At 63.5% G+C, this 16484-nt stretch carries 17 protein-coding genes and 1 other RNA gene; 9 read left to right on the plus strand and 9 right to left on the minus strand.

Annotation, left to right across the window (positions count from 1 at the left end; all coding sequences use genetic code 11):
* Positions 1–47: 47 nt before the first annotated feature.
* Positions 48–1454: an MATE family efflux transporter gene (locus tag RT688_RS13565; RefSeq protein ID WP_313705387.1), complete on the minus strand. Its 1407-nt coding sequence runs from the start codon at positions 1452–1454 to the stop codon at positions 48–50.
* A 226-nt stretch (positions 1455–1680) separates the two neighbouring features.
* Here RT688_RS13565 and RT688_RS13570 point away from each other — a divergent pair, with 226 nt between their 5' ends.
* The 6 genes from RT688_RS13570 to RT688_RS13595 all read left to right on the plus strand — a co-directional run bounded on the left by RT688_RS13570 (position 1681) and on the right by RT688_RS13595 (position 5891).
* On the plus strand, positions 1681–2586 hold the full coding sequence (locus tag RT688_RS13570) for a DnaJ C-terminal domain-containing protein (protein WP_313705388.1): 906 nt from the start codon (positions 1681–1683) through the stop codon (positions 2584–2586).
* Between the two features lie 11 nt (positions 2587–2597).
* Positions 2598–2909 carry a chaperone modulator CbpM gene (locus RT688_RS13575; protein ID WP_313705389.1) on the plus strand — a complete coding sequence of 104 codons (312 nt, stop codon included), beginning with the start codon at positions 2598–2600 and terminating at the stop codon, positions 2907–2909.
* Positions 2910–2991: 82 nt separating this feature from the next.
* Complete coding sequence (locus tag RT688_RS13580; protein WP_313705390.1) at positions 2992–3621, plus strand: type 1 glutamine amidotransferase domain-containing protein; 630 nt, start codon at positions 2992–2994, stop codon at positions 3619–3621.
* A 173-nt stretch (positions 3622–3794) separates the two neighbouring features.
* Positions 3795–4124, plus strand: coding sequence for a type II toxin-antitoxin system PrlF family antitoxin (locus tag RT688_RS13585; protein ID WP_313705391.1), 330 nt, complete (start codon positions 3795–3797; stop codon positions 4122–4124).
* Positions 4121–4630: a type II toxin-antitoxin system YhaV family toxin gene (locus RT688_RS13590; protein WP_313705392.1), complete on the plus strand. Its 510-nt coding sequence runs from the start codon at positions 4121–4123 to the stop codon at positions 4628–4630. The genes RT688_RS13585 and RT688_RS13590 overlap by 4 nt, the downstream gene beginning before the upstream one ends.
* A gap of 325 nt (positions 4631–4955) precedes the next feature.
* On the plus strand, positions 4956–5891 hold the full coding sequence (locus tag RT688_RS13595) for a restriction endonuclease (protein ID WP_313705393.1): 936 nt from the start codon (positions 4956–4958) through the stop codon (positions 5889–5891).
* Between the two features lie 237 nt (positions 5892–6128).
* Here the strand turns inward: RT688_RS13595 and RT688_RS13600 are convergent, their stop codons facing one another.
* From RT688_RS13600 to ompA, 8 genes are all read right to left on the minus strand, one after another.
* Positions 6129–6518 (minus strand): T6SS effector amidase Tae4 family protein, encoded by a 390-nt coding sequence (locus RT688_RS13600; RefSeq protein ID WP_313705394.1) that lies wholly within the window; start codon positions 6516–6518, stop codon positions 6129–6131.
* Positions 6515–6937 carry a Rap1a/Tai family immunity protein gene (locus RT688_RS13605; RefSeq protein ID WP_313705395.1) on the minus strand — a complete coding sequence of 141 codons (423 nt, stop codon included), beginning with the start codon at positions 6935–6937 and terminating at the stop codon, positions 6515–6517. The genes RT688_RS13600 and RT688_RS13605 overlap by 4 nt, the downstream gene beginning before the upstream one ends.
* Positions 6937–7428, minus strand: a complete 492-nt coding sequence (locus tag RT688_RS13610; protein ID WP_313705396.1) for a type VI secretion system tube protein Hcp — start codon at positions 7426–7428, stop codon at positions 6937–6939. Before RT688_RS13610 ends, RT688_RS13605 begins: the two co-directional genes overlap by 1 nt.
* A gap of 419 nt (positions 7429–7847) precedes the next feature.
* Positions 7848–8206, minus strand: a transfer-messenger RNA (tmRNA) gene (gene ssrA / locus RT688_RS13615).
* Between the two features lie 180 nt (positions 8207–8386).
* A complete protein-coding gene (locus RT688_RS13620) occupies positions 8387–9016 on the minus strand; it encodes a glycine zipper 2TM domain-containing protein (protein WP_313705397.1) in 630 nt (209 codons plus the stop codon).
* Between the two features lie 279 nt (positions 9017–9295).
* On the minus strand, positions 9296–10003 hold the full coding sequence (locus tag RT688_RS13625) for an HAD-IA family hydrolase (protein WP_313705398.1): 708 nt from the start codon (positions 10001–10003) through the stop codon (positions 9296–9298).
* 13 nt (positions 10004–10016) lie between these two features.
* Positions 10017–10721, minus strand: a complete 705-nt coding sequence (gene ubiG / locus RT688_RS13630) for a bifunctional 2-polyprenyl-6-hydroxyphenol methylase/3-demethylubiquinol 3-O-methyltransferase UbiG (protein ID WP_313705399.1) — start codon at positions 10719–10721, stop codon at positions 10017–10019.
* Between the two features lie 117 nt (positions 10722–10838).
* A complete protein-coding gene (gene ompA, locus RT688_RS13635; protein WP_313705400.1) occupies positions 10839–11549 on the minus strand; it encodes an outer membrane protein OmpA in 711 nt (236 codons plus the stop codon).
* 397 nt (positions 11550–11946) lie between these two features.
* Here ompA and gyrA point away from each other — a divergent pair, with 397 nt between their 5' ends.
* From gyrA to serC, 3 genes are all read left to right on the plus strand, one after another.
* Positions 11947–14562 carry a DNA gyrase subunit A gene (gene gyrA, locus RT688_RS13640; RefSeq protein ID WP_313705401.1) on the plus strand — a complete coding sequence of 872 codons (2616 nt, stop codon included), beginning with the start codon at positions 11947–11949 and terminating at the stop codon, positions 14560–14562.
* A gap of 178 nt (positions 14563–14740) precedes the next feature.
* The gene (locus tag RT688_RS13645; RefSeq protein ID WP_313705402.1) at positions 14741–15286 is read left to right on the plus strand and encodes a DUF2059 domain-containing protein; all 546 of its coding nucleotides are present in this window, start codon (positions 14741–14743) and stop codon (positions 15284–15286) included.
* A 17-nt stretch (positions 15287–15303) separates the two neighbouring features.
* Entirely contained in the window at positions 15304–16392 is a 1089-nt protein-coding gene (gene serC, locus RT688_RS13650) for a 3-phosphoserine/phosphohydroxythreonine transaminase (protein ID WP_313705403.1), read from the plus strand.
* Positions 16393–16484: the final 92 nt, after the last annotated feature.

Consider the following 16484-nt stretch of genomic DNA (forward strand, 5'->3'; position numbering starts at 1 on the left):
CCCCCAAAAGCAGTACTTACCGAGGGCCGATGGCCAACGCTCTGTGGTTAATGCACAGCAGCGGCGCCTACCTTCTGCCGCGACAGGCGGTCGAAGGACCAGGTCAGCAGCACCGCGGCAATCGTCAAGCCCAGCACCAGGCCGATCCAGAAGCCCGTGGTTTCCATCGGCGCGCTTGGGGCCAGGCCGAACCAGGATGGTGCGATGCCCAGGATATAGCCGAGCGGCAGCGAGAAGCCCCAGAAGGCGACCAGCTGGATGATCATCGGCGGACGCGTCACCTGGTAGCCGCGGATCGCCGAGGCGGTGGCGACCTGGGTCGCATCCGACAACTGGAACAGGGCCGCGAACAGCAGCAGGTGTGCGCACGCTTCCTGCACCGCCGGGTCCGAGGTATAGGCGCGCGCGATTTCCCAGCGGAAGATCGCGATGCAGGCGGCCGACAGCACGCCGAAGGCCACCGACATGCCTACGCCGACCCAGGCGACGAAGCGCGCGCGCTGCGGATTGCCTTCGCCCATGGCCTGGCCGACGCGGGTGAGCAGGCCGATGCCGAAGCTGAGCGGGACCATGAACACCAGGGACGCGAAGTTCAGCGCGATCTGGTGCGCCGACACCTGGACCACGCCGAAGCGCGCCACCAGCAGGCTGATCAGGCCAAAAGCGCTGACCTCGGCGAAATAGGTGACGCCGATCGGCAGGCCGAGGCGGAACATGTTCTTCAATTCGGCCCAGTCCGGGCCTTCCCACTGCGTGAACGGATAGGTCATGCGGTAGGCACTGGACAGTTTTGTCCAGGCGACCATGGCGAACAGCATCAGCCACATCCCGACCGCGGTCGAGACCGCGCAGCCGACCGCGCCCAGCTTCGGGAAGCCCCAGTTGCCGAACACCAGCAGCCAGTTGCTGGCGATGTTGAACAGCAGGCCGAAGATCGCAATGATCATGATCGGCTTGGTCTGGTTGATGCTCGTCGTATAGCCGTACAGCGCGCGGTAGCAGGCGAAGGCAGGCATGCCGATGCTGATCACGTGCAGGAACAGGGAGGCCCGGTCGGCCACGGCCTGGCCCAGCCCGATGTGGTCGAACAGCAGGGTGCACAGGTTGGCCAGCAGGCAGGCGACCAGGCCGACGATCAGGCCTTTCCACAGCGACTGGCGCACCGAATGCGGGATCTTGTCGTAGCGTCCGCCGCCGAGTTCATGCGCGACGACGGTGTTGATCGACATCATCGTGCCCATCACGGTGACCAGCACGATCGACCACACCGAGGTGCCGAGCGAGACCGCGGCCAGCTCGTCCGCGCTGACGTGGCCCGTCATCGCCACGTCGGCCACGCCCATGCCCACCGTCGCCAGCTGCCCGACCAGCATCGGCCACGACAGCTTCCAGAGCGTGGCGATTTCGGTGCGGACGGGAGAAGACGTGGTGCTGAGCGTGGTGCTGGTGGTCATGGGCAGTATTTTTGTTCTTGAAACCCGCGATTTTACCGGTTAAGCAGGCGTACGGTGGCTGGCGCTGTCTGACGTGCGCCGCAATCGCGCGTGCGCTGTGTTCAGCTTTAAATTTCCGCCGTGCGCCCCCATCTGGCAGGCAGACGGCAGCGTACGCCGTGGGCATCGTTCGACACGGCTGCGTTGCATCCATGAATAGCCATTGCGCCAATTGCGGGAGTGCATTGTGGAATACAAGGACTATTACCAGACCCTTGGCGTCGACAGGAATGCGTCCGCGGACGACATCAAGAAGGCGTACCGGAAGCTGGTGCGCAAGTACCACCCCGATGTCAGCAAGCACAAGGACGCGGACGCCAAAACGAAGGAAATCAACGAGGCCTACGACGTGCTCGGCGACGCGGAAAAGCGCGCGGCCTACGATGGACTCGGCCGTGGCCACCATGCCGGCGAGCAGTTCCGTCCGCCGCCGGACTGGGGCGAGCAATACGATTTTGCCGGTGCCGGGGCGGACGATTTCTTCGCCGACCTGTTCGCGCACGTCGGCCGTACGCGCCGCGGCGGCAGCTTCCAGATGCGCGGCGACGACATCCACGCGGCGATCACGATCGACCTGCTTGACGCCTACCAGGGCACGACGCGCACGGTGAGCCTGCGCGTGCCGCGCCAGGAGGGGCCGGGGCGCGCCAGCATGCAGGAGAAAAAGCTCAACGTCACCATCCCGCGCGGCGTCACGCCCGGCCAGCAATTGCGCCTCGCAGGCCAGGGCCACGAGGGGCACGGCGGCGGGCCGCCGGGCGACCTCTATTTGGAGATCCAGTTCGCGCCCGACCCGCGCTACCGCGTCGAGGGCACCCACGTCTACGAGAACGTGCCGGTGACGCCCTGGGAAGCCGCGCTCGGCGAGAAGGTCGCGGTGCCGACGCCCTCGGGCACGGTCGAGGTATCGGTGCCGGCGGGCTCGCAGAGCGGGCGCAAGCTGCGCCTGAAGGGCAGGGGCATCCCCGGTAATCCGCCGGGCGACCTCTATCTCATCCTCGACGTCGTGCTGCCGCCGGCGAACGACGACAAGGCGCGCGCGCTCTACCAGGCGATGGCGCGCGACCTGGCTTTCAATCCGCGATCCGCTTGAGGAGGTGAACGATGTTTGCGAACGACACGCTGACCGGGGTGTTGATCGACGAGGTGGCACTCAGCCTGGACGAGCTCGCGCGCGCCTGCAGCGTCGAGCCCGACTGGGTGGTGCGCCACGTGCAGGCGGGCGTGCTGGGCACGGCGCCCGCGCTGGAAACGACGCAGTGGCGCTTTCGCGGCGGCGACCTGGCGCGGGCGCGCCGCCTGCTCGACCTGGAGCGTCATTTCGACGCCGACCAGGAGCTGGCCGCGCTCGTCATCGACCTTGCCGACGAAGTCAGGCGCCTGCGCGCCCGGCTGCGCATCCTCGGCCTGGAGTGAAGACCGAAGCGCGCGCCGTGGGCGCATGCGTCCTCCTACAATCGATAGCAAATGATTCACATTTCCTTGATATGGAGGTCGTATGGAGCAGAACATTCATGGGGGCGTCGATCTGCCCGTCGAAGGCGTCGATATCTCGCACACGCTGCAGGGCAAGCGCGTCGCCGTGCTGATGACGGATGGGGTGGAACAGGTCGAATACACCGGGCCGCGCGGCTTCCTCGAACAGCAGGGCGCGCAGGTGATCCTGATCTCGCCGAAAGCCGTGGGCGAGGAAGTGCAGGGCATGAACCACGACAAGCCGGGCGACAAGTTCAAGGTCGAGATGAACGTGAAGGACGCGCAGCCGGCCGACTTCGACGCGCTGGTGCTGCCGGGCGGGGAAGAGAATCCGAAGCTGCTGCGCAAGGATGCCGACTCGGTGGCTTTCGTGCGTAATTTCTATGAGGCGGACAAGCCGATCGCCGCGATCTGCCATGGGCCGTGGGTGCTGATCGATGCCGGGATTGCCGAATCGAAGAACCTGACCAGCTATCCGGAGATCCAGGACGACATGCGTGCGGCCGGGGCAGAGTGGGTGGACCAGGAAGTGGTCATTGACGAGAAGCTGATCACTAGCCGCAAGCCGGATGATATTCCGGCGTTCAATGATGCCTTGTTCAAGGCGCTGCGGGTGGATGCGCAGGGGGCGGATATGGGGCCGAGTTCGTAAGTTACGGCGCGCCCGATCGGGCGCGTTTTTCTGCCCGCTTCCATTATCTTTGGTACAGGATAGCTGCAGAGCCGGATACTGATGGTCGTCACTGCTGGTAATGCACTTGCATTGACTTGGTAAGGCGATTGCATTACCATGCACGCATCTACCCATTTTGACCGGAGAGCGACATGGCTGCCACCGTCGAAGTCGAATCCACGTTAACCGACCGTTACCAGACCACGGTGCCGGAAACCGTACGCCGCGCGCTCCAGCTTGGCAAGCGCGACAAGATCCAGTACACCATTCGCCCCAGCGGCGAGGTCGTGCTGACGCGCGTCGAGCCCGCCGAAGAGGATGACCCGGTGCTGCGGTCTTTCCTTGGTTTTCTCGCCCGCGACATCGCCAGTCATCCAGAGCGTCTGCAGGCCGTCAACGCCAGTTTCGTGCAGCGGCTCCAGTCGCTGACCAGTGGCGTTGAGATCGATCTTGATGCTGCCCTGTCGGCGGACGATGAATGAGCGCGGACAAACCCGCGCCTTTGGTCATTCATGGCTGGACGATTTTTGCTCATCCGCTGTTCCTGGCTCAGCTTGAAACGCTCGCTCAACAGGTCGACTCTCTTAAACAGAAGGACCCGATCGGGTACGTGAAGAAAAACGCCAGCAAACGACTGGCGGCGATCATCAGGCTGGCGTTCGACATTATCCCGCAAGACCCGGCACGACCAGAATATCGGCAAGGTAACACCCTCGGTGAAGATCACAAGCATTGGTTCCGCACCAAGTTTTTCCAGCAGTACCGGTTGTTCTTCCGTTACCACGCTCCCGGCAAGATGATCGTATTCGCGTGGGTCAATGACGAGGACACCAAACGCGCCTACGAGAGCAGCGATGACGCCTATCGGGTGTTCCGCAAGATGCTCGATAGCGGCCATCCACCTGATGACTGGGACCAGTTGCTGGCCGAGGCATGCTCCGAAGGGCAGCGACTGCAGGAGTTCGCTGCGGGCATTGCTCTCCACTAAGGTTTGACGGTGGAGGCGGAGGGCAAGAAATCGCTGTGTGATGTCCCTTTCGTCAGCCCAATTGGAGAGCCCTTGCGCCGCGCGCTCGCAGGCTCGCTGCTGCGCCGCTCGAAATCCCTGTTCGCTCCACTCGTCCGTACTGGACGAGGATTCGATTCCTGAATTGCCAACGCGTTTTTGTTCTTTCCCTCTGCGCTTAATTTGTCCGACGTTACAAAGCGTTAGCTTTGGCGTTGTTTGGCTCGCCTACAATCTCATGTTTTTAATTTCCATACGGCAATAACATCGGGATGCTGTACGGATATCTATTGCCGGAGTGGGAACGATGGGGCGTCGAAAGAGAAAGACAAGTGCGGTAGAAGATTTGCTCGCACTACCGTGGCAAGCGAGCATAATTTGCGGCGTGGCGGCTTTTGTTGTGCTGCGCTGGATGGTGCCCGTGTTCTTCGTGGCGAATCCAGTATTGAGTGCTTTGGCAGGGCTGGCCGTGTCCTTCTCGGGTATCGCGTTGTGTGGCTTTTGTTTTATCGGTTTGCTTTCGTACCTGCGCGCGAAGATGAAGGACGCCGCATCAGCCGGAAAATCGCCACCGCGCCGCGAAGCACTGCAACCGAATGTCACCTATACGGCCGCGTGGTCGCGGGAGAGCGTTTTAAATGGAGACAGCGCACAACCGCAAGCGCAGGCGAGCGGTGCCGAAGCCGCCAAGCCGCGTGCATGGACACTGGACGCTCTGCGCTTGCTGGAATGGAAGCGCTTCGAATTGCTGTGCGCAAAGTACTACGAAGCAATGGGCTTTTTTTCAGAAACCCTCCGATGCGGGCCGGACGGCGGCATCGACGTGAAACTCTACCGTGTTGACCCGGAGAAGCCGTTGGCGGTAGTTCAGTGCAAGGCTTGGACGAACGTTTCTGTTGGCGTGAAGGAAATCCGGGAGCTTTTGGGCGTAATGGCGCACGAGAAGATCCGACGGGGTGTGTTCATCACGACCTCGAGTTATACGCCGCAGGCACTCGAATTTGGCGCCGATAACCCCCTGCAGTTGCTCGATGGGCCGCAGTTCGTGGAGAAGTTGCGCGGGTTGCCTCCGGCGCAGCAGATCAAGCTGTTGCAGTTTGCCTTCGAAGGGGATTACACGACGCCGACATGTGCGTCTTGCGGGGTCAAGCTGGTTCGGCGGCAGGGTAAGCGGGGGGATTTCTGGGGGTGTGTGGCTTATCCGAGGTGTAAGACGACGATGGCGGTGCGGGGAAATGCTTGAGCAAGCGGCACTAGCGAGAGATGCAACGTCAATGCGACGGGTCATTGTCCTCTAACTCCGCCTCGCCTCCACAGAATCGCAGGACGATGTAGTAATCGTTGATCAGCATATAGCCAGAGCACCTAAGGGATGTCACTTCAGCGGCCAGAACCATACCTCGCGCGATGACCAGTAGCAGCCAGTTGCCGTGCCGTCGATCTCATTTCCGCAGCGGAGATACCGGCCCCAACGATCCCTTCACACGATGGCGATGTGGCCCTGAGGATTCTGGTCGCCATAGATGCTGAAGAAGGAAACGATGCCCTGCTGGCTTCCGATCGCGCGCTCGGCCTCCTGGCCGCTCTTGAATTTAACGGGCTGCCCGACTTTGCGCACCAGCCATGCGCTCAGGGCGCGTTGCCGCGTCTCGATGGACCGGCCTTTGTATTTCCCGGCCTTGATCGGCCATCTGCCGGAGTTGGGGTAGCCGGCGCCGAGGAGTGCGAGGCTCATGCGGATCGCGCATGTGTTGTAGAAGTTTGGGTCGGTGATATTCTCCGGATACCCGATCCAGTGATAGAGCTCCTCTCGGCCGACGCTGTCGGTATCCGGGAAGTGCATCCGCAACTTGGCATACGGTACCTTCATCGTGGTCTCCGCTGGTTTGCCGGGCAGGGCCAGGTCTTGCGCCAGACTGCGACGATGAGCTCTGCGGCGCCGCGGCGGAGCTCGGCGGCCGGCAGGCGCTGCAGCGTGTGCCGGGCGTCCGCATCCATTTCGTGTGGCAATGGGGAGACCTGCGCGCCAGGGCACCACTCCTTGCCCCGGGTTGCGTCATGCACGCCCTGGATGAAGCCGCGCACCAGCTCGCCGTTCGACATGTCGATGTAGTCAGCGGCGATCGCACGCGTGCGGAACGGGCTTTCAGGTGACCACGACACGTCCGCTGGGTCCACATTACCCATCAGCTTGACCAGAGCCTCGCCGGTCATCTGTGGCGCCGGCGCACCCGGCTGGGCGATGCAGGGCGCGACCACCAGGAGCCCGAACAGGATCGGCGCGCGCATCACGCAATCCTGTTTGTGGCCAGGTCCCAGCCGCCGGCGGTATTGCCGTTGCTGCCGCCGCCGATCTTCTGCTGCGTGTACTTCCAGCGGACCTTTGAGAATTTCAGGCCCAGGCTCTCGCCGGGGAAATCGCCGCCTCCGAAGCTCGGTGCGATGTGCGCGATCAGGACGTTTTCCAGCTCAACCTCGAAATACTTGACCGGCTCGCCGGCGCCGTCGGCGCGCTGCATTTCCAGCTTGGCTTTGGGGATCGTCTTCCCGCAGGCGCAGACCTGCGCCAGGATTGGCGAGGCCAAGTCAACCAGCTTGGTAATACTGATTTCGCTGAGCTCGGCACGCTCCGCAGTGTGGCCACCGCCGGTCGATGCCGTTGCGCTTTTGGGCTGGGTGATGGACCAGTTGACCGAGGTGCACTCGATCCAAGCGGTGTGCTTTGAGTCCGTCGACTCGCCTTTATTGCCATCCAGCTGCAGGTAGTAGTCCGTTGCCATGGTGCCTCCGTCGTGGTGAGGGGGCATTCTGGCTTTGTTGTGTTACTTCAAGTTGGGTGGGGTCAATCGTTTGGGGGCGGTAGGTCAAGCGCTGAGCGCCCCGGTAATGTGTTGGCGCTTGTGGAGGCGAAAGGCAAGAAATCGCTGCGCGATTTCCCTTTAGTCAGCCGAATCGGAGAGCCCGCGCGCCCGGAGGCGCACGGTCGCTCGCAGGCTCGCTGCTGCGCAGCTCGAAACCCCTGCTCGCCTTTGCGCCTGCATGCGCAAAGGCGTTCGCAGGCTCACTGCTACGCAGTTCGAATTCCCTGCTCACCCCACTCGTCCGTACCGGACGAGGATTCGACTCCCTCGACTCAAAAGCAAGTATTCAAAAACAAAGCCCCACCGGCTTGCGCCGGCGGGGCTTTGTTTTTGAATACTGGTGGAGGCGGAGGGAATCGAACCCTCGTCCGCAAGCACTCTACAGACAGTTCTACATACTTAGCACTATCAATTAATTTAACCTGGACAACGGGGATGTGCACCCTTTGTACAAGCGAGTCACCTTAAATTTCGGAAGCACCCAAGTGACCCAAGTGATTCCTAGCCTCTGTAAATGACTCTACTTGCCTTGCGGCCCACCCCAGAGGCGAGGTAGTGTAGAGCTAGCAGCGATTAGGCTGCGAGTGCGTACGAGTTATCGTTTGCAGTTATTGATTTCTGGGTGTATTTACGAGGTAACCAGCCCTCGGTATGCCCTGCGCTGCTTTGCAACCCACGTCGAAACCAGGTCGCCCCCCAACGAAAGAAACTTCATTGTACTCCAAACTCGTGTCAAGTGCACCCGGGAGTACGGTCGGATGCACCCTTCGCTCCGTGGCGTGAAGATCTGTTTCAAACCTTCGTGCCATCGGTGCGACACCACCTATCTGGGGTGGAACCGCGGTTTTTCAACCCCGGTTCCTCACGGCTGGCCAGCTTATTGGCCGTTGCGCTTGGCGATCTCGTTGCCGACGTAGCCGCCGCCGATGACGCCGGCCAGGGTCGCCAGTTTCTTGCCGTTGCCGCCGCCGACCTGGTTGCCGATCAGGCCGCCGATGACGGCGCCGGTGGCGACGCCGACGTAGTTCGGGCCTTGCTGCACCGGTGCGGGCGTCGGGGCCGGCGGCGCGGCGCGGTAGGCAGGCTCGGCGTAGCGGACCGGTTGCGGGGCAGGGCGGTGCTCGGCCACGCGCGGTTTCTGCACCACTGTTTCCTTGATCACGGTCTGCTTCACCACCGGCGCCGGTTCCTGCTTCACCACCACCATCGGGGCGGCGCTGCCGGCCGGGAGATTCGCTGCCTGCACGTAGGTCGTCGTGCCTGGCGCTGCGCTCACCACCACCGGCTGGACCGGCAGGGCGGCTTGCTGCAGCTGGGCGGCCGGGGCGAGGCCCTGGCCGGCGGCCAGCGGCAGGGCGGCGGTCGGGGTCAGCGCGGGCTGGGCTTCCGGGGCGCTGCGCGAGCTTGGCAGCAGGCCTGCGATGGCGGCGGCGCCGGTCAGGCTGACAATGACTACCGAAGCGGCTGCGGCGGCCATCAGGGGGTGAATGCGGTTGGTGGTGGTCATGTTCTCTGCTCCTCGTGATGTTGCGTTGTTCGATGGATGCAGATTAACGAAAGGCACTGTTACATGGTAGACACTGGGCTGTATCAGTCGTAATCAGATGTAAGCGTAAGGCGTGGCCATGCGATGGCGGTGCGGGCGAGCGGTGGGCACATTCGTCATTGAGGTCGGCCGCGTCAACGACCCCACCCTACGGGGCTATAGCGAGATTGTGAGCAGGAGGCGGCGCGGATGCGCGTCCGCCGGTTGGACGCGTGGGCGGGGAACCCGCCCACCCTGCGGTCAGGCGACCGAGGCGGTGCGCACGTTGGCGGGGGCCAGCGAGAGTAGCAGGTCGAGCAGCTCGAGCGGGGTGGCGCAGAGGAAGTCGGCGCCCCACGTCGAGGGTTCGACGGCGCCGCAGTAGCCCCAGGCGCAGGCGACGGTCACCATGCCGGCGGCGCGGCCGGCTTCGATGTCGCGCAGGTCGTCGCCGGCGTACCAGCAGTGCTCGGGGGCGATGCCGAGACGGCGGGCGCCTTCGAGCAGCGGGGCCGGATGGGGCTTGGCGAAGGGCATGGTGTCGCCCGACACGATGCAGCCCGCGTGGTCGAGCCGGATTTGCGGAATCAAGGGGTCGGTGAAGCGCGCCGGCTTGTTGGTGACCACGCCCCAGGCCATGCCGGCGTCCAGGATGCCCTGCAACAGTGCGTCGACGCCCTCGAACAGGGTGCTCTCGACCGCCATGTTGTCCTGGTAGCGGTCGAACCATTGCAGGCGCAATTCCTCGTAGCCCTCGTCGCCGGGGGCGAGGCCGAAGGCGGCGCCGATCATGCCGCGCGCGCCGGCCGAGGCGGTCGGGCGCAGGATAGTGTACGGGGTCGGTTCGAGGCCGCGCTCGGTGCGCAGCCAGTTGACGGCCGCGGCCAGGTCGGGCGCGGTGTCGGCCAGGGTGCCGTCGAGGTCGAACAGGACGGCGCGCGGGGCCGGCATCACAGCAAGGGAACTCATGGTCGGGAATCGTTCAGTCGAGCGGTCGGGTGCACGCCACCATGTAGTTCACGTCGGTGTCGTTGTTGAGCGAATAGATCTTGGTGAGCGGGTTGTAGCTCAGGCCCTTCATGCCGTCGACCTGCAGGCCGGCGGCGCGGGCGAACTGCGACAGCTCGGCCGGCGTGATGAACTTGCCGTAGTCGTGGGTGCCGCGCGGCAGCATGCGCAACACGTACTCGGCGCCGATCACGGCCAGCAGGTAGGCCTTCGGGTTGCGGTTGATGGTCGAGAAGAAGACCTTGCCGCCCGGCTTCACCAGGGTAGTGGCGGCGCGCACGATCGAGGCCGGGTCCGGCACGTGCTCGAGCATTTCCATGCAGGTCACGACGTCGAACTGGCCCGGCTCGGCCTCGGCCATCTCTTCGGCCGCGATGTGCTTGTAGCGGACTTCGACGCCCGATTCCAGGCTGTGCAGGTCGGCCACCTTCAGGGCCTTCTTCGACAGGTCGATGCCGGTTACTTTCGCGCCCTTGCGCGCCATCGACTCGGACAGCACGCCGCCGCCGCAACCGATGTCGATCACGTTCTTGCCGGCCAGCGGCGCGCGCGCGTTGATCCATTCCAGGCGCAGCGGGTTGATTTCGTGGAGTGGGCGAAATTCGGAAGTCGGGTCCCACCAGCGGTGGGCCAGTTCGCTGAATTTCGAGATTTCAAGAGGGTCGGCGTTCGTAGTCATAGGTCGGAATAATAGCGGGAAATACTCCGCTGCGAGGTACAAAATACACAGGACGAAAAAAACCCCGCCGCAGCGGGGTTCGGTCACAGCATCCAGCGAGGCTGGCGGGGCTGGAGATTACTGCTGGCGGGTACGAGTACCGACCACTTCGATCTCGACGCGGCGGTTCTTCGCGCGGCCAGCCGAGCTCTTGTTGTCGGCGACCGGCTGCTTCTCGCCCTTGCCTTCGGTGTAGATGCGGTTTGCATCGACGCCCTTGCCTTGCAGGTAGGCCTTGACGGCTTCGGCGCGGCGGATCGACAGCTTGTCGTTGTAGGCATCGGTGCCGATCGAGTCGGTGTGGCCGACGGCGATGATGACTTCCAGGTTCATGTCGCCCAGCTTCGAGGTCAGCTCGTCGAGCGCAGCCTTGCCTTCCGGCTTCAGGACGGCCTTGTCGAAGTCGAAGAATGCATCAGCCGAGTAGCTCACTTTTTCCGAGGTCGGAACCGGTGCCGGGGCCGGAGCCGGGGCAGGTGCCGGAGCAGGCGCGGCGACCGGCGGCGGCGGCGGAGCGACGCACTTGCCGTTTTCCAGTTTCTCAGGCGGGACGCACAGCGGCGCGTCGCAGCCCGGGACCGCGTCGGCCGGGGTCCAGTAGCCGGTACGCCAGCACAGGCCGAAAGGATCGCGCGCGATCACGCCGCGGCTGTCCTGGACGTAGGCGCTGTACGGCTTGTTCGCCTGGATGTCGGTCGTCAGCGGAGCGTACGGCGGCGCGCTCTGGGCCAGGGCGCTGCCGGCGATCGCCGCCGAAGCTGCGAGCATGAGGGTTGCAATCTTCTTCATATTTTTCTTCCTTTCGGTTTTATATCTTCCCGTTGCGAAACATGAGCTATTCGCAGCGACGTAAGCAGAATATTAACATTCGTACGGTTGCGTCCGTTTCGCATTGTGAAACAAGCAATTAACTTCTCGTCCATTTTGCCACATACGCTAGAGACGCACGAATGCGGGGCGCCCAATTGCGGTGCATCATAATTTCTCTCGTTGTTTCCGCGCAACAATCTATTGGCAGCGCACGCAAGCTTGACGAATGTTTATGACAAGCATGTGTCAAAGCGTCAATTGTGCGCGGTCGGCAGGCAGCTGCTATTGCCTACGATTTACGCTGCGGCGGGGCGCCCATGGTAAAATCCTTCGCTTGTAACTCATAACCACAGCCTGAAAGCAGTCGACCCGCCCAATGGATCAATTCGCAAAAGAAACAGTCCCAATTTCCCTCGAAGAAGAGATGCGCAAGAGCTATCTCGATTACGCGATGAGCGTGATCGTGGGCCGTGCGCTGCCGGATGTGCGCGATGGCCTGAAGCCGGTGCACCGCCGCGTCCTGTATTCGATGCACGAAAGTAACTACGCGCACAACCGCCCGTACGTCAAGTGCGCGCGCGTGGTCGGCGACACCATGGGTAAGTACCACCCGCACGGCGACTCGTCGATCTACGACACGCTGGTGCGCATGGCGCAGGATTTCTCGCTGCGCTACACGCTGGTCGACGGCCAGGGTAACTTCGGTTCGATCGACGGCGACAGCGCCGCGGCGATGCGTTACACGGAATGCCGCCTGGACCGCATCTCGAGCGAGCTGCTGGCCGACATCGACAAGGACACGGTCGACTACCAGCCGAACTACGACGGCAAGGAAAAGGAACCGACGGTCCTGCCGACCAAGATCCCCAATCTCTTGATCAACGGTTCCTCCGGCATCGCGGTCGGCATGGCGACCAACATCCCGCCGCACAATTTATCGGAAGTCATCAACGGCGCCCAGCACCTGCTGCGCAACCCGGACTGCACCATCGACGAGCTGATCGAGCTGATCCCGGCGCCGGACTTCCCGACCGCCGGCATCATCTACGGCGTCTCGGGCGTGCGCGACGGCTACCGCACCGGCCGCGGCCGCGTCGTGATGCGCGCCAAGACCCACTTCGAGGAATACGGCAAGGATGGCGGCCGCGTGGCCATCATCATCGACGAGCTGCCGTACCAGGTGAACAAGAAGTCGCTGCTCGAGCGCATCGCCGAGAACGTGCGCGAGAAGAAGCTGGAAGGCATCTCCGACATCCGCGACGAGTCGGATAAATCGGGCATGCGCGTCGTCATCGAACTCAAGCGCGGCGAAGTGCCGGAAGTGGTGCTGAACAACCTGTACAAGCAGACCCAGCTGCAGGACACCTTCGGCATGAACATGGTGGCCCTGGTCAACGGCCAGCCGAAGCTGCTGAACCTCAAGCAGATGCTCGAGTGCTTCCTGTCGCACCGCCGCGAAGTGGTCACCCGCCGCACCGTGTTCGAGCTGCGCAAGGCGCGCGAGCGCGGCCACATGCTGGAAGGCCTGGCGGTCGCGCTGGCCAACATCGACGATTTCATCGCCATCATCAAGGCCGCGCCGACGCCGCCGGTGGCGAAGGTCGAGCTGATGGGGCGCGCCTGGGATTCGTCGCTGGTGCGCGAAATGCTGAACCGCACCGAGACCGGCGCCGCCGGCGGCATCGAGGCCTTCCGCCCCGAGCACCTGCCGAAGCACTACGGCATGCAGCAGGACGGCATGTACAAGCTGTCCGACGAGCAGGCCCAGGAAATCCTGCAGATGCGCCTGCAGCGCCTGACCGGCCTGGAGCAGGACAAGATCGTCAACGAGTACAAGGAAGTGATGGCCCACATCGCCGACCTGCTCGACATCCTGGCCAAGCCCGAGCGCGTCACGACCATCATCAGCGACGAGATGGCGCAGATCAAGAGCGACTACACCGAGAACGGCAAGGACGCGCGCCGCTCGGCCATCGAGCACAACGCCAGCGACCTCGAAACCGAAGACCTGATCACGCCGCAGGACATGGTGGTCACGCTCTCGCACACCGGCTACATGAAGTCGCAGCCGATTTCCGAGTACCGCGCCCAGAAGCGCGGCGGCCGCGGCAAGCAGGCGATGGCGACCAAGGACGAGGACTGGATCGACCAGCTGTTCATCGCCAACACCCACGACTACATCCTGTGCTTCTCGAACCGCGGCCGCCTGTACTGGCTGAAGGTGTGGGAAGTGCCGCAGGGCTCGCGCAACTCGCGCGGCAAGCCGATCGTGAACATGTTCCCGCTGCAGGACGGCGAGAAGATCACCGTGGTGCTGCCGCTGTCGGGCGAAAACCGCACCTTCCCGGAAGACCATTACGTGTTCATGGCGACCTCGCTGGGCACGGTCAAGAAGACCCCGCTGAAGGACTTCAGCAACCCGCGCAAGGCCGGCATCATCGCGGTCGACCTGGACGAGGGCGACGTGCTGGTGGGCGCCGCCCTGACCGACGGCGAGCACGACGTGATGCTGTTCTCGGACGGCGGCAAGGCCGTGCGTTTCGACGAGAACGACGTGCGCCCGATGGGCCGTACCGCGCGCGGTGTGCGCGGCATGAACCTGGAAGAGGGCCAGAACGTGATCGCGCTGCTGGTGGCCGAGAACGAGCAGCAGTCGGTGCTCACCGCCACCGAGAACGGCTTCGGCAAGCGTACCCCGATCCTTGAATACACCCGCCACGGCCGCGGCACCAAGGGCATGATCGCGATCCAGCAGTCCGAGCGCAACGGTAAAGTCGTGGCAGCGACCCTGGTCGACGCCAACGATGAGATCATGCTGATCACCACCGGCGGCGTGCTGATCCGCACCCGCGTGTCGGAGATCCGCGAGATGGGCCGCGCGACCCAGGGCGTGACCCTGATCGCGGTCGAGGACGGCACCAAGCTGTCGGGCCTGCAGCGCATCGTCGAGACCGATCTCGAGGAAGTCGAGCTCGAACAACCGCCGCAATGAGGGTAGGGCCGGGCATGATGCGAACCACGATACTTGATTCGATCTGTCCCGGCCGTATTCGTTGTTGTCGTGAAGGCCGCTTGCCGGGCGCACCTCGATGGGGACGCGCGGCAGGCGGTTTTTTTATTCCTGCATGACCAACCGGCCGCCAGAGCCGGCACTTGAAAGAGACTACAACATGAAGAAATTCCTTGCCGCTTTCGCTACCGTGATCGCCATCTCGGGCGTTGCGCCCGCCGTCGCCGCTCCGGCGGTCGATCCGCAGGTCGGCGCCGCGGTGCGTTCGATGTTCGAGTCGATGAAGTACCGCGAGCTGATGACGGCCACCGTCGCCCAGATGGAAGCGAGCCTGCCGCAGAACATCCGCACCGGCGCCGCCGCCGCCATCGACAACGATCCAAAGCTCGACGCCGCGGCGAAGCAGGCCAAGCTGGCCGAGCTGGAAAAGGCGATCCCGCGGATCAGCGCGGCCATCCGCTCGGTGTTTGCCGACCCGGCCCTGATAGAGGAAATGCTCGACGCCATGGTGCCGCTGTACGCCAACACCTATACGCTGGAGGAGGTGCGCCAGATGAATGCCTTCTACCAGAGCCCGATCGGCCAGAAGATGCTGGCGACGACGCCGAAGCTGATGGGCGAGAGCATGGCGATCAGCAACCAGATCGTCGCCCCGCGCATCAACAAGCTCATGCAATCGCTGACGCAGGACAGCGCCAAGAAATAAAGAACGAAAGGACCACGATGACCCAGATCTTCAACTTCTCCGCCGGCCCGGCGGTACTGCCGAAGGAAGTGCTGCGGCAGGCGGCCGCCGACATGCTCGACTGGCACGGCAGCGGCATGTCGGTCATGGAGATGAGTCACCGTGGTCCCGAGTTCATCTCGATCTATAAACAGGCCGAGGCCGACCTGCGCGAGCTGCTCGCGGTGCCGGCCAACTACAAGATCCTGTTCATGCAGGGCGGCGGCCTGGGCCAGAACGCCATCGTTCCCCTGAACCTGCTCGGCCGCGTGCGGGAACCGGCGACGATCGACTTCGTCCACACCGGCTCCTGGTCCGGCAAGTCGATCAAGGAAGCGGCGCGCTACGCCAACGTCAACGTCGCCGCTTCCAGCCAGGCCGAGGGCTTCACCCGCGTGCCGCCGCAGGGCGAATGGAAGCTGACCGACGGCGCCGCCTACCTGCACGTCTGCACCAACGAAACCATCGACGGCGTCGAGTACGACTTCGTGCCGGAACCGGCGGACGGCGTGCCGCTGGTGGCCGACATGTCCTCGCACATCCTGTCGCGCCGGATCGACGTCTCGAAGTACGGCGTGATCTTCGCCGGCGCCCAGAAGAACATCGGCCCGGCGGGCCTGACCCTGGTGATCGTGCGCGAAGACCTGCTCGAGCACGCGCTGGCCATCTGCCCCTCGGCCTTCCACTGGAAGACCGTGGCCGAGCACGAGTCGATGTTCAACACGCCGCCGACCTATGCGATCTATATCGCCGGCCTGGTATTTGCCCACCTGAAGGCCCAGGGTGGCGTCGCGGCCATGGAACAGCGTAATATCGAGAAGGCGCGCCTGTTGTATGCGGCGCTGGACGCCGACGATTTCTACCGGAACCGGGTGGCGCCCGAAAACCGCTCGCGCATGAACGTACCGTTCTACCTGCGCGACGAATCGCTGAACGAACAATTTCTGGCCGGCGCCAAGGCGCGCGGGCTGCTGCAACTGAAGGGCCACAAGTCCGTCGGCGGAATGCGGGCATCGATCTACAACGCGATGCCGATCGAAGGTGTGCAGGCACTGGTCGATTATTTGAACGAGTTTGCGGGGCGTTAAGGCGATTGCCTTTCGTAGGGTGGGCTCTTGAGCCCACGCGGTGCGGCGGTTGCGTCTGGATATCGTGTTCGGCGCATGCCCACTGTCCGTCA

It is taken from the genome of Massilia sp. (assembly GCF_032106685.1).
GTDB lineage: Bacteria > Pseudomonadota > Gammaproteobacteria > Burkholderiales > Burkholderiaceae_D > Telluria.

What these genes read in the sequence shown, in the direction of transcription:
- RT688_RS13565 (WP_313705387.1), bottom strand. Translation starts at nt 1,454, where the DNA reads ATGACCACCAGCACCACGCTCAGCACCACGTCTTCTCCCGTCCGCACC.
- RT688_RS13575 (WP_313705389.1), top strand. Translation starts at nt 2,598, where the DNA reads ATGTTTGCGAACGACACGCTGACCGGGGTGTTGATCGACGAGGTGGCA.
- RT688_RS13580 (WP_313705390.1), top strand. Translation starts at nt 2,992, where the DNA reads ATGGAGCAGAACATTCATGGGGGCGTCGATCTGCCCGTCGAAGGCGTC.
- RT688_RS13585 (WP_313705391.1), top strand. Translation starts at nt 3,795, where the DNA reads ATGGCTGCCACCGTCGAAGTCGAATCCACGTTAACCGACCGTTACCAG.
- RT688_RS13590 (WP_313705392.1), top strand. Translation starts at nt 4,121, where the DNA reads ATGAGCGCGGACAAACCCGCGCCTTTGGTCATTCATGGCTGGACGATT.
- RT688_RS13595 (WP_313705393.1), top strand. Translation starts at nt 4,956, where the DNA reads ATGGGGCGTCGAAAGAGAAAGACAAGTGCGGTAGAAGATTTGCTCGCA.
- RT688_RS13600 (WP_313705394.1), bottom strand. Translation starts at nt 6,518, where the DNA reads ATGAAGGTACCGTATGCCAAGTTGCGGATGCACTTCCCGGATACCGAC.
- RT688_RS13605 (WP_313705395.1), bottom strand. Translation starts at nt 6,937, where the DNA reads ATGCGCGCGCCGATCCTGTTCGGGCTCCTGGTGGTCGCGCCCTGCATC.
- RT688_RS13610 (WP_313705396.1), bottom strand. Translation starts at nt 7,428, where the DNA reads ATGGCAACGGACTACTACCTGCAGCTGGATGGCAATAAAGGCGAGTCG.
- RT688_RS13620 (WP_313705397.1), bottom strand. Translation starts at nt 9,016, where the DNA reads ATGACCACCACCAACCGCATTCACCCCCTGATGGCCGCCGCAGCCGCT.
- RT688_RS13625 (WP_313705398.1), bottom strand. Translation starts at nt 10,003, where the DNA reads ATGAGTTCCCTTGCTGTGATGCCGGCCCCGCGCGCCGTCCTGTTCGAC.
- ubiG (WP_313705399.1), bottom strand. Translation starts at nt 10,721, where the DNA reads ATGACTACGAACGCCGACCCTCTTGAAATCTCGAAATTCAGCGAACTG.
- ompA (WP_313705400.1), bottom strand. Translation starts at nt 11,549, where the DNA reads ATGAAGAAGATTGCAACCCTCATGCTCGCAGCTTCGGCGGCGATCGCC.
- gyrA (WP_313705401.1), top strand. Translation starts at nt 11,947, where the DNA reads ATGGATCAATTCGCAAAAGAAACAGTCCCAATTTCCCTCGAAGAAGAG.
- RT688_RS13645 (WP_313705402.1), top strand. Translation starts at nt 14,741, where the DNA reads ATGAAGAAATTCCTTGCCGCTTTCGCTACCGTGATCGCCATCTCGGGC.
- serC (WP_313705403.1), top strand. Translation starts at nt 15,304, where the DNA reads ATGACCCAGATCTTCAACTTCTCCGCCGGCCCGGCGGTACTGCCGAAG.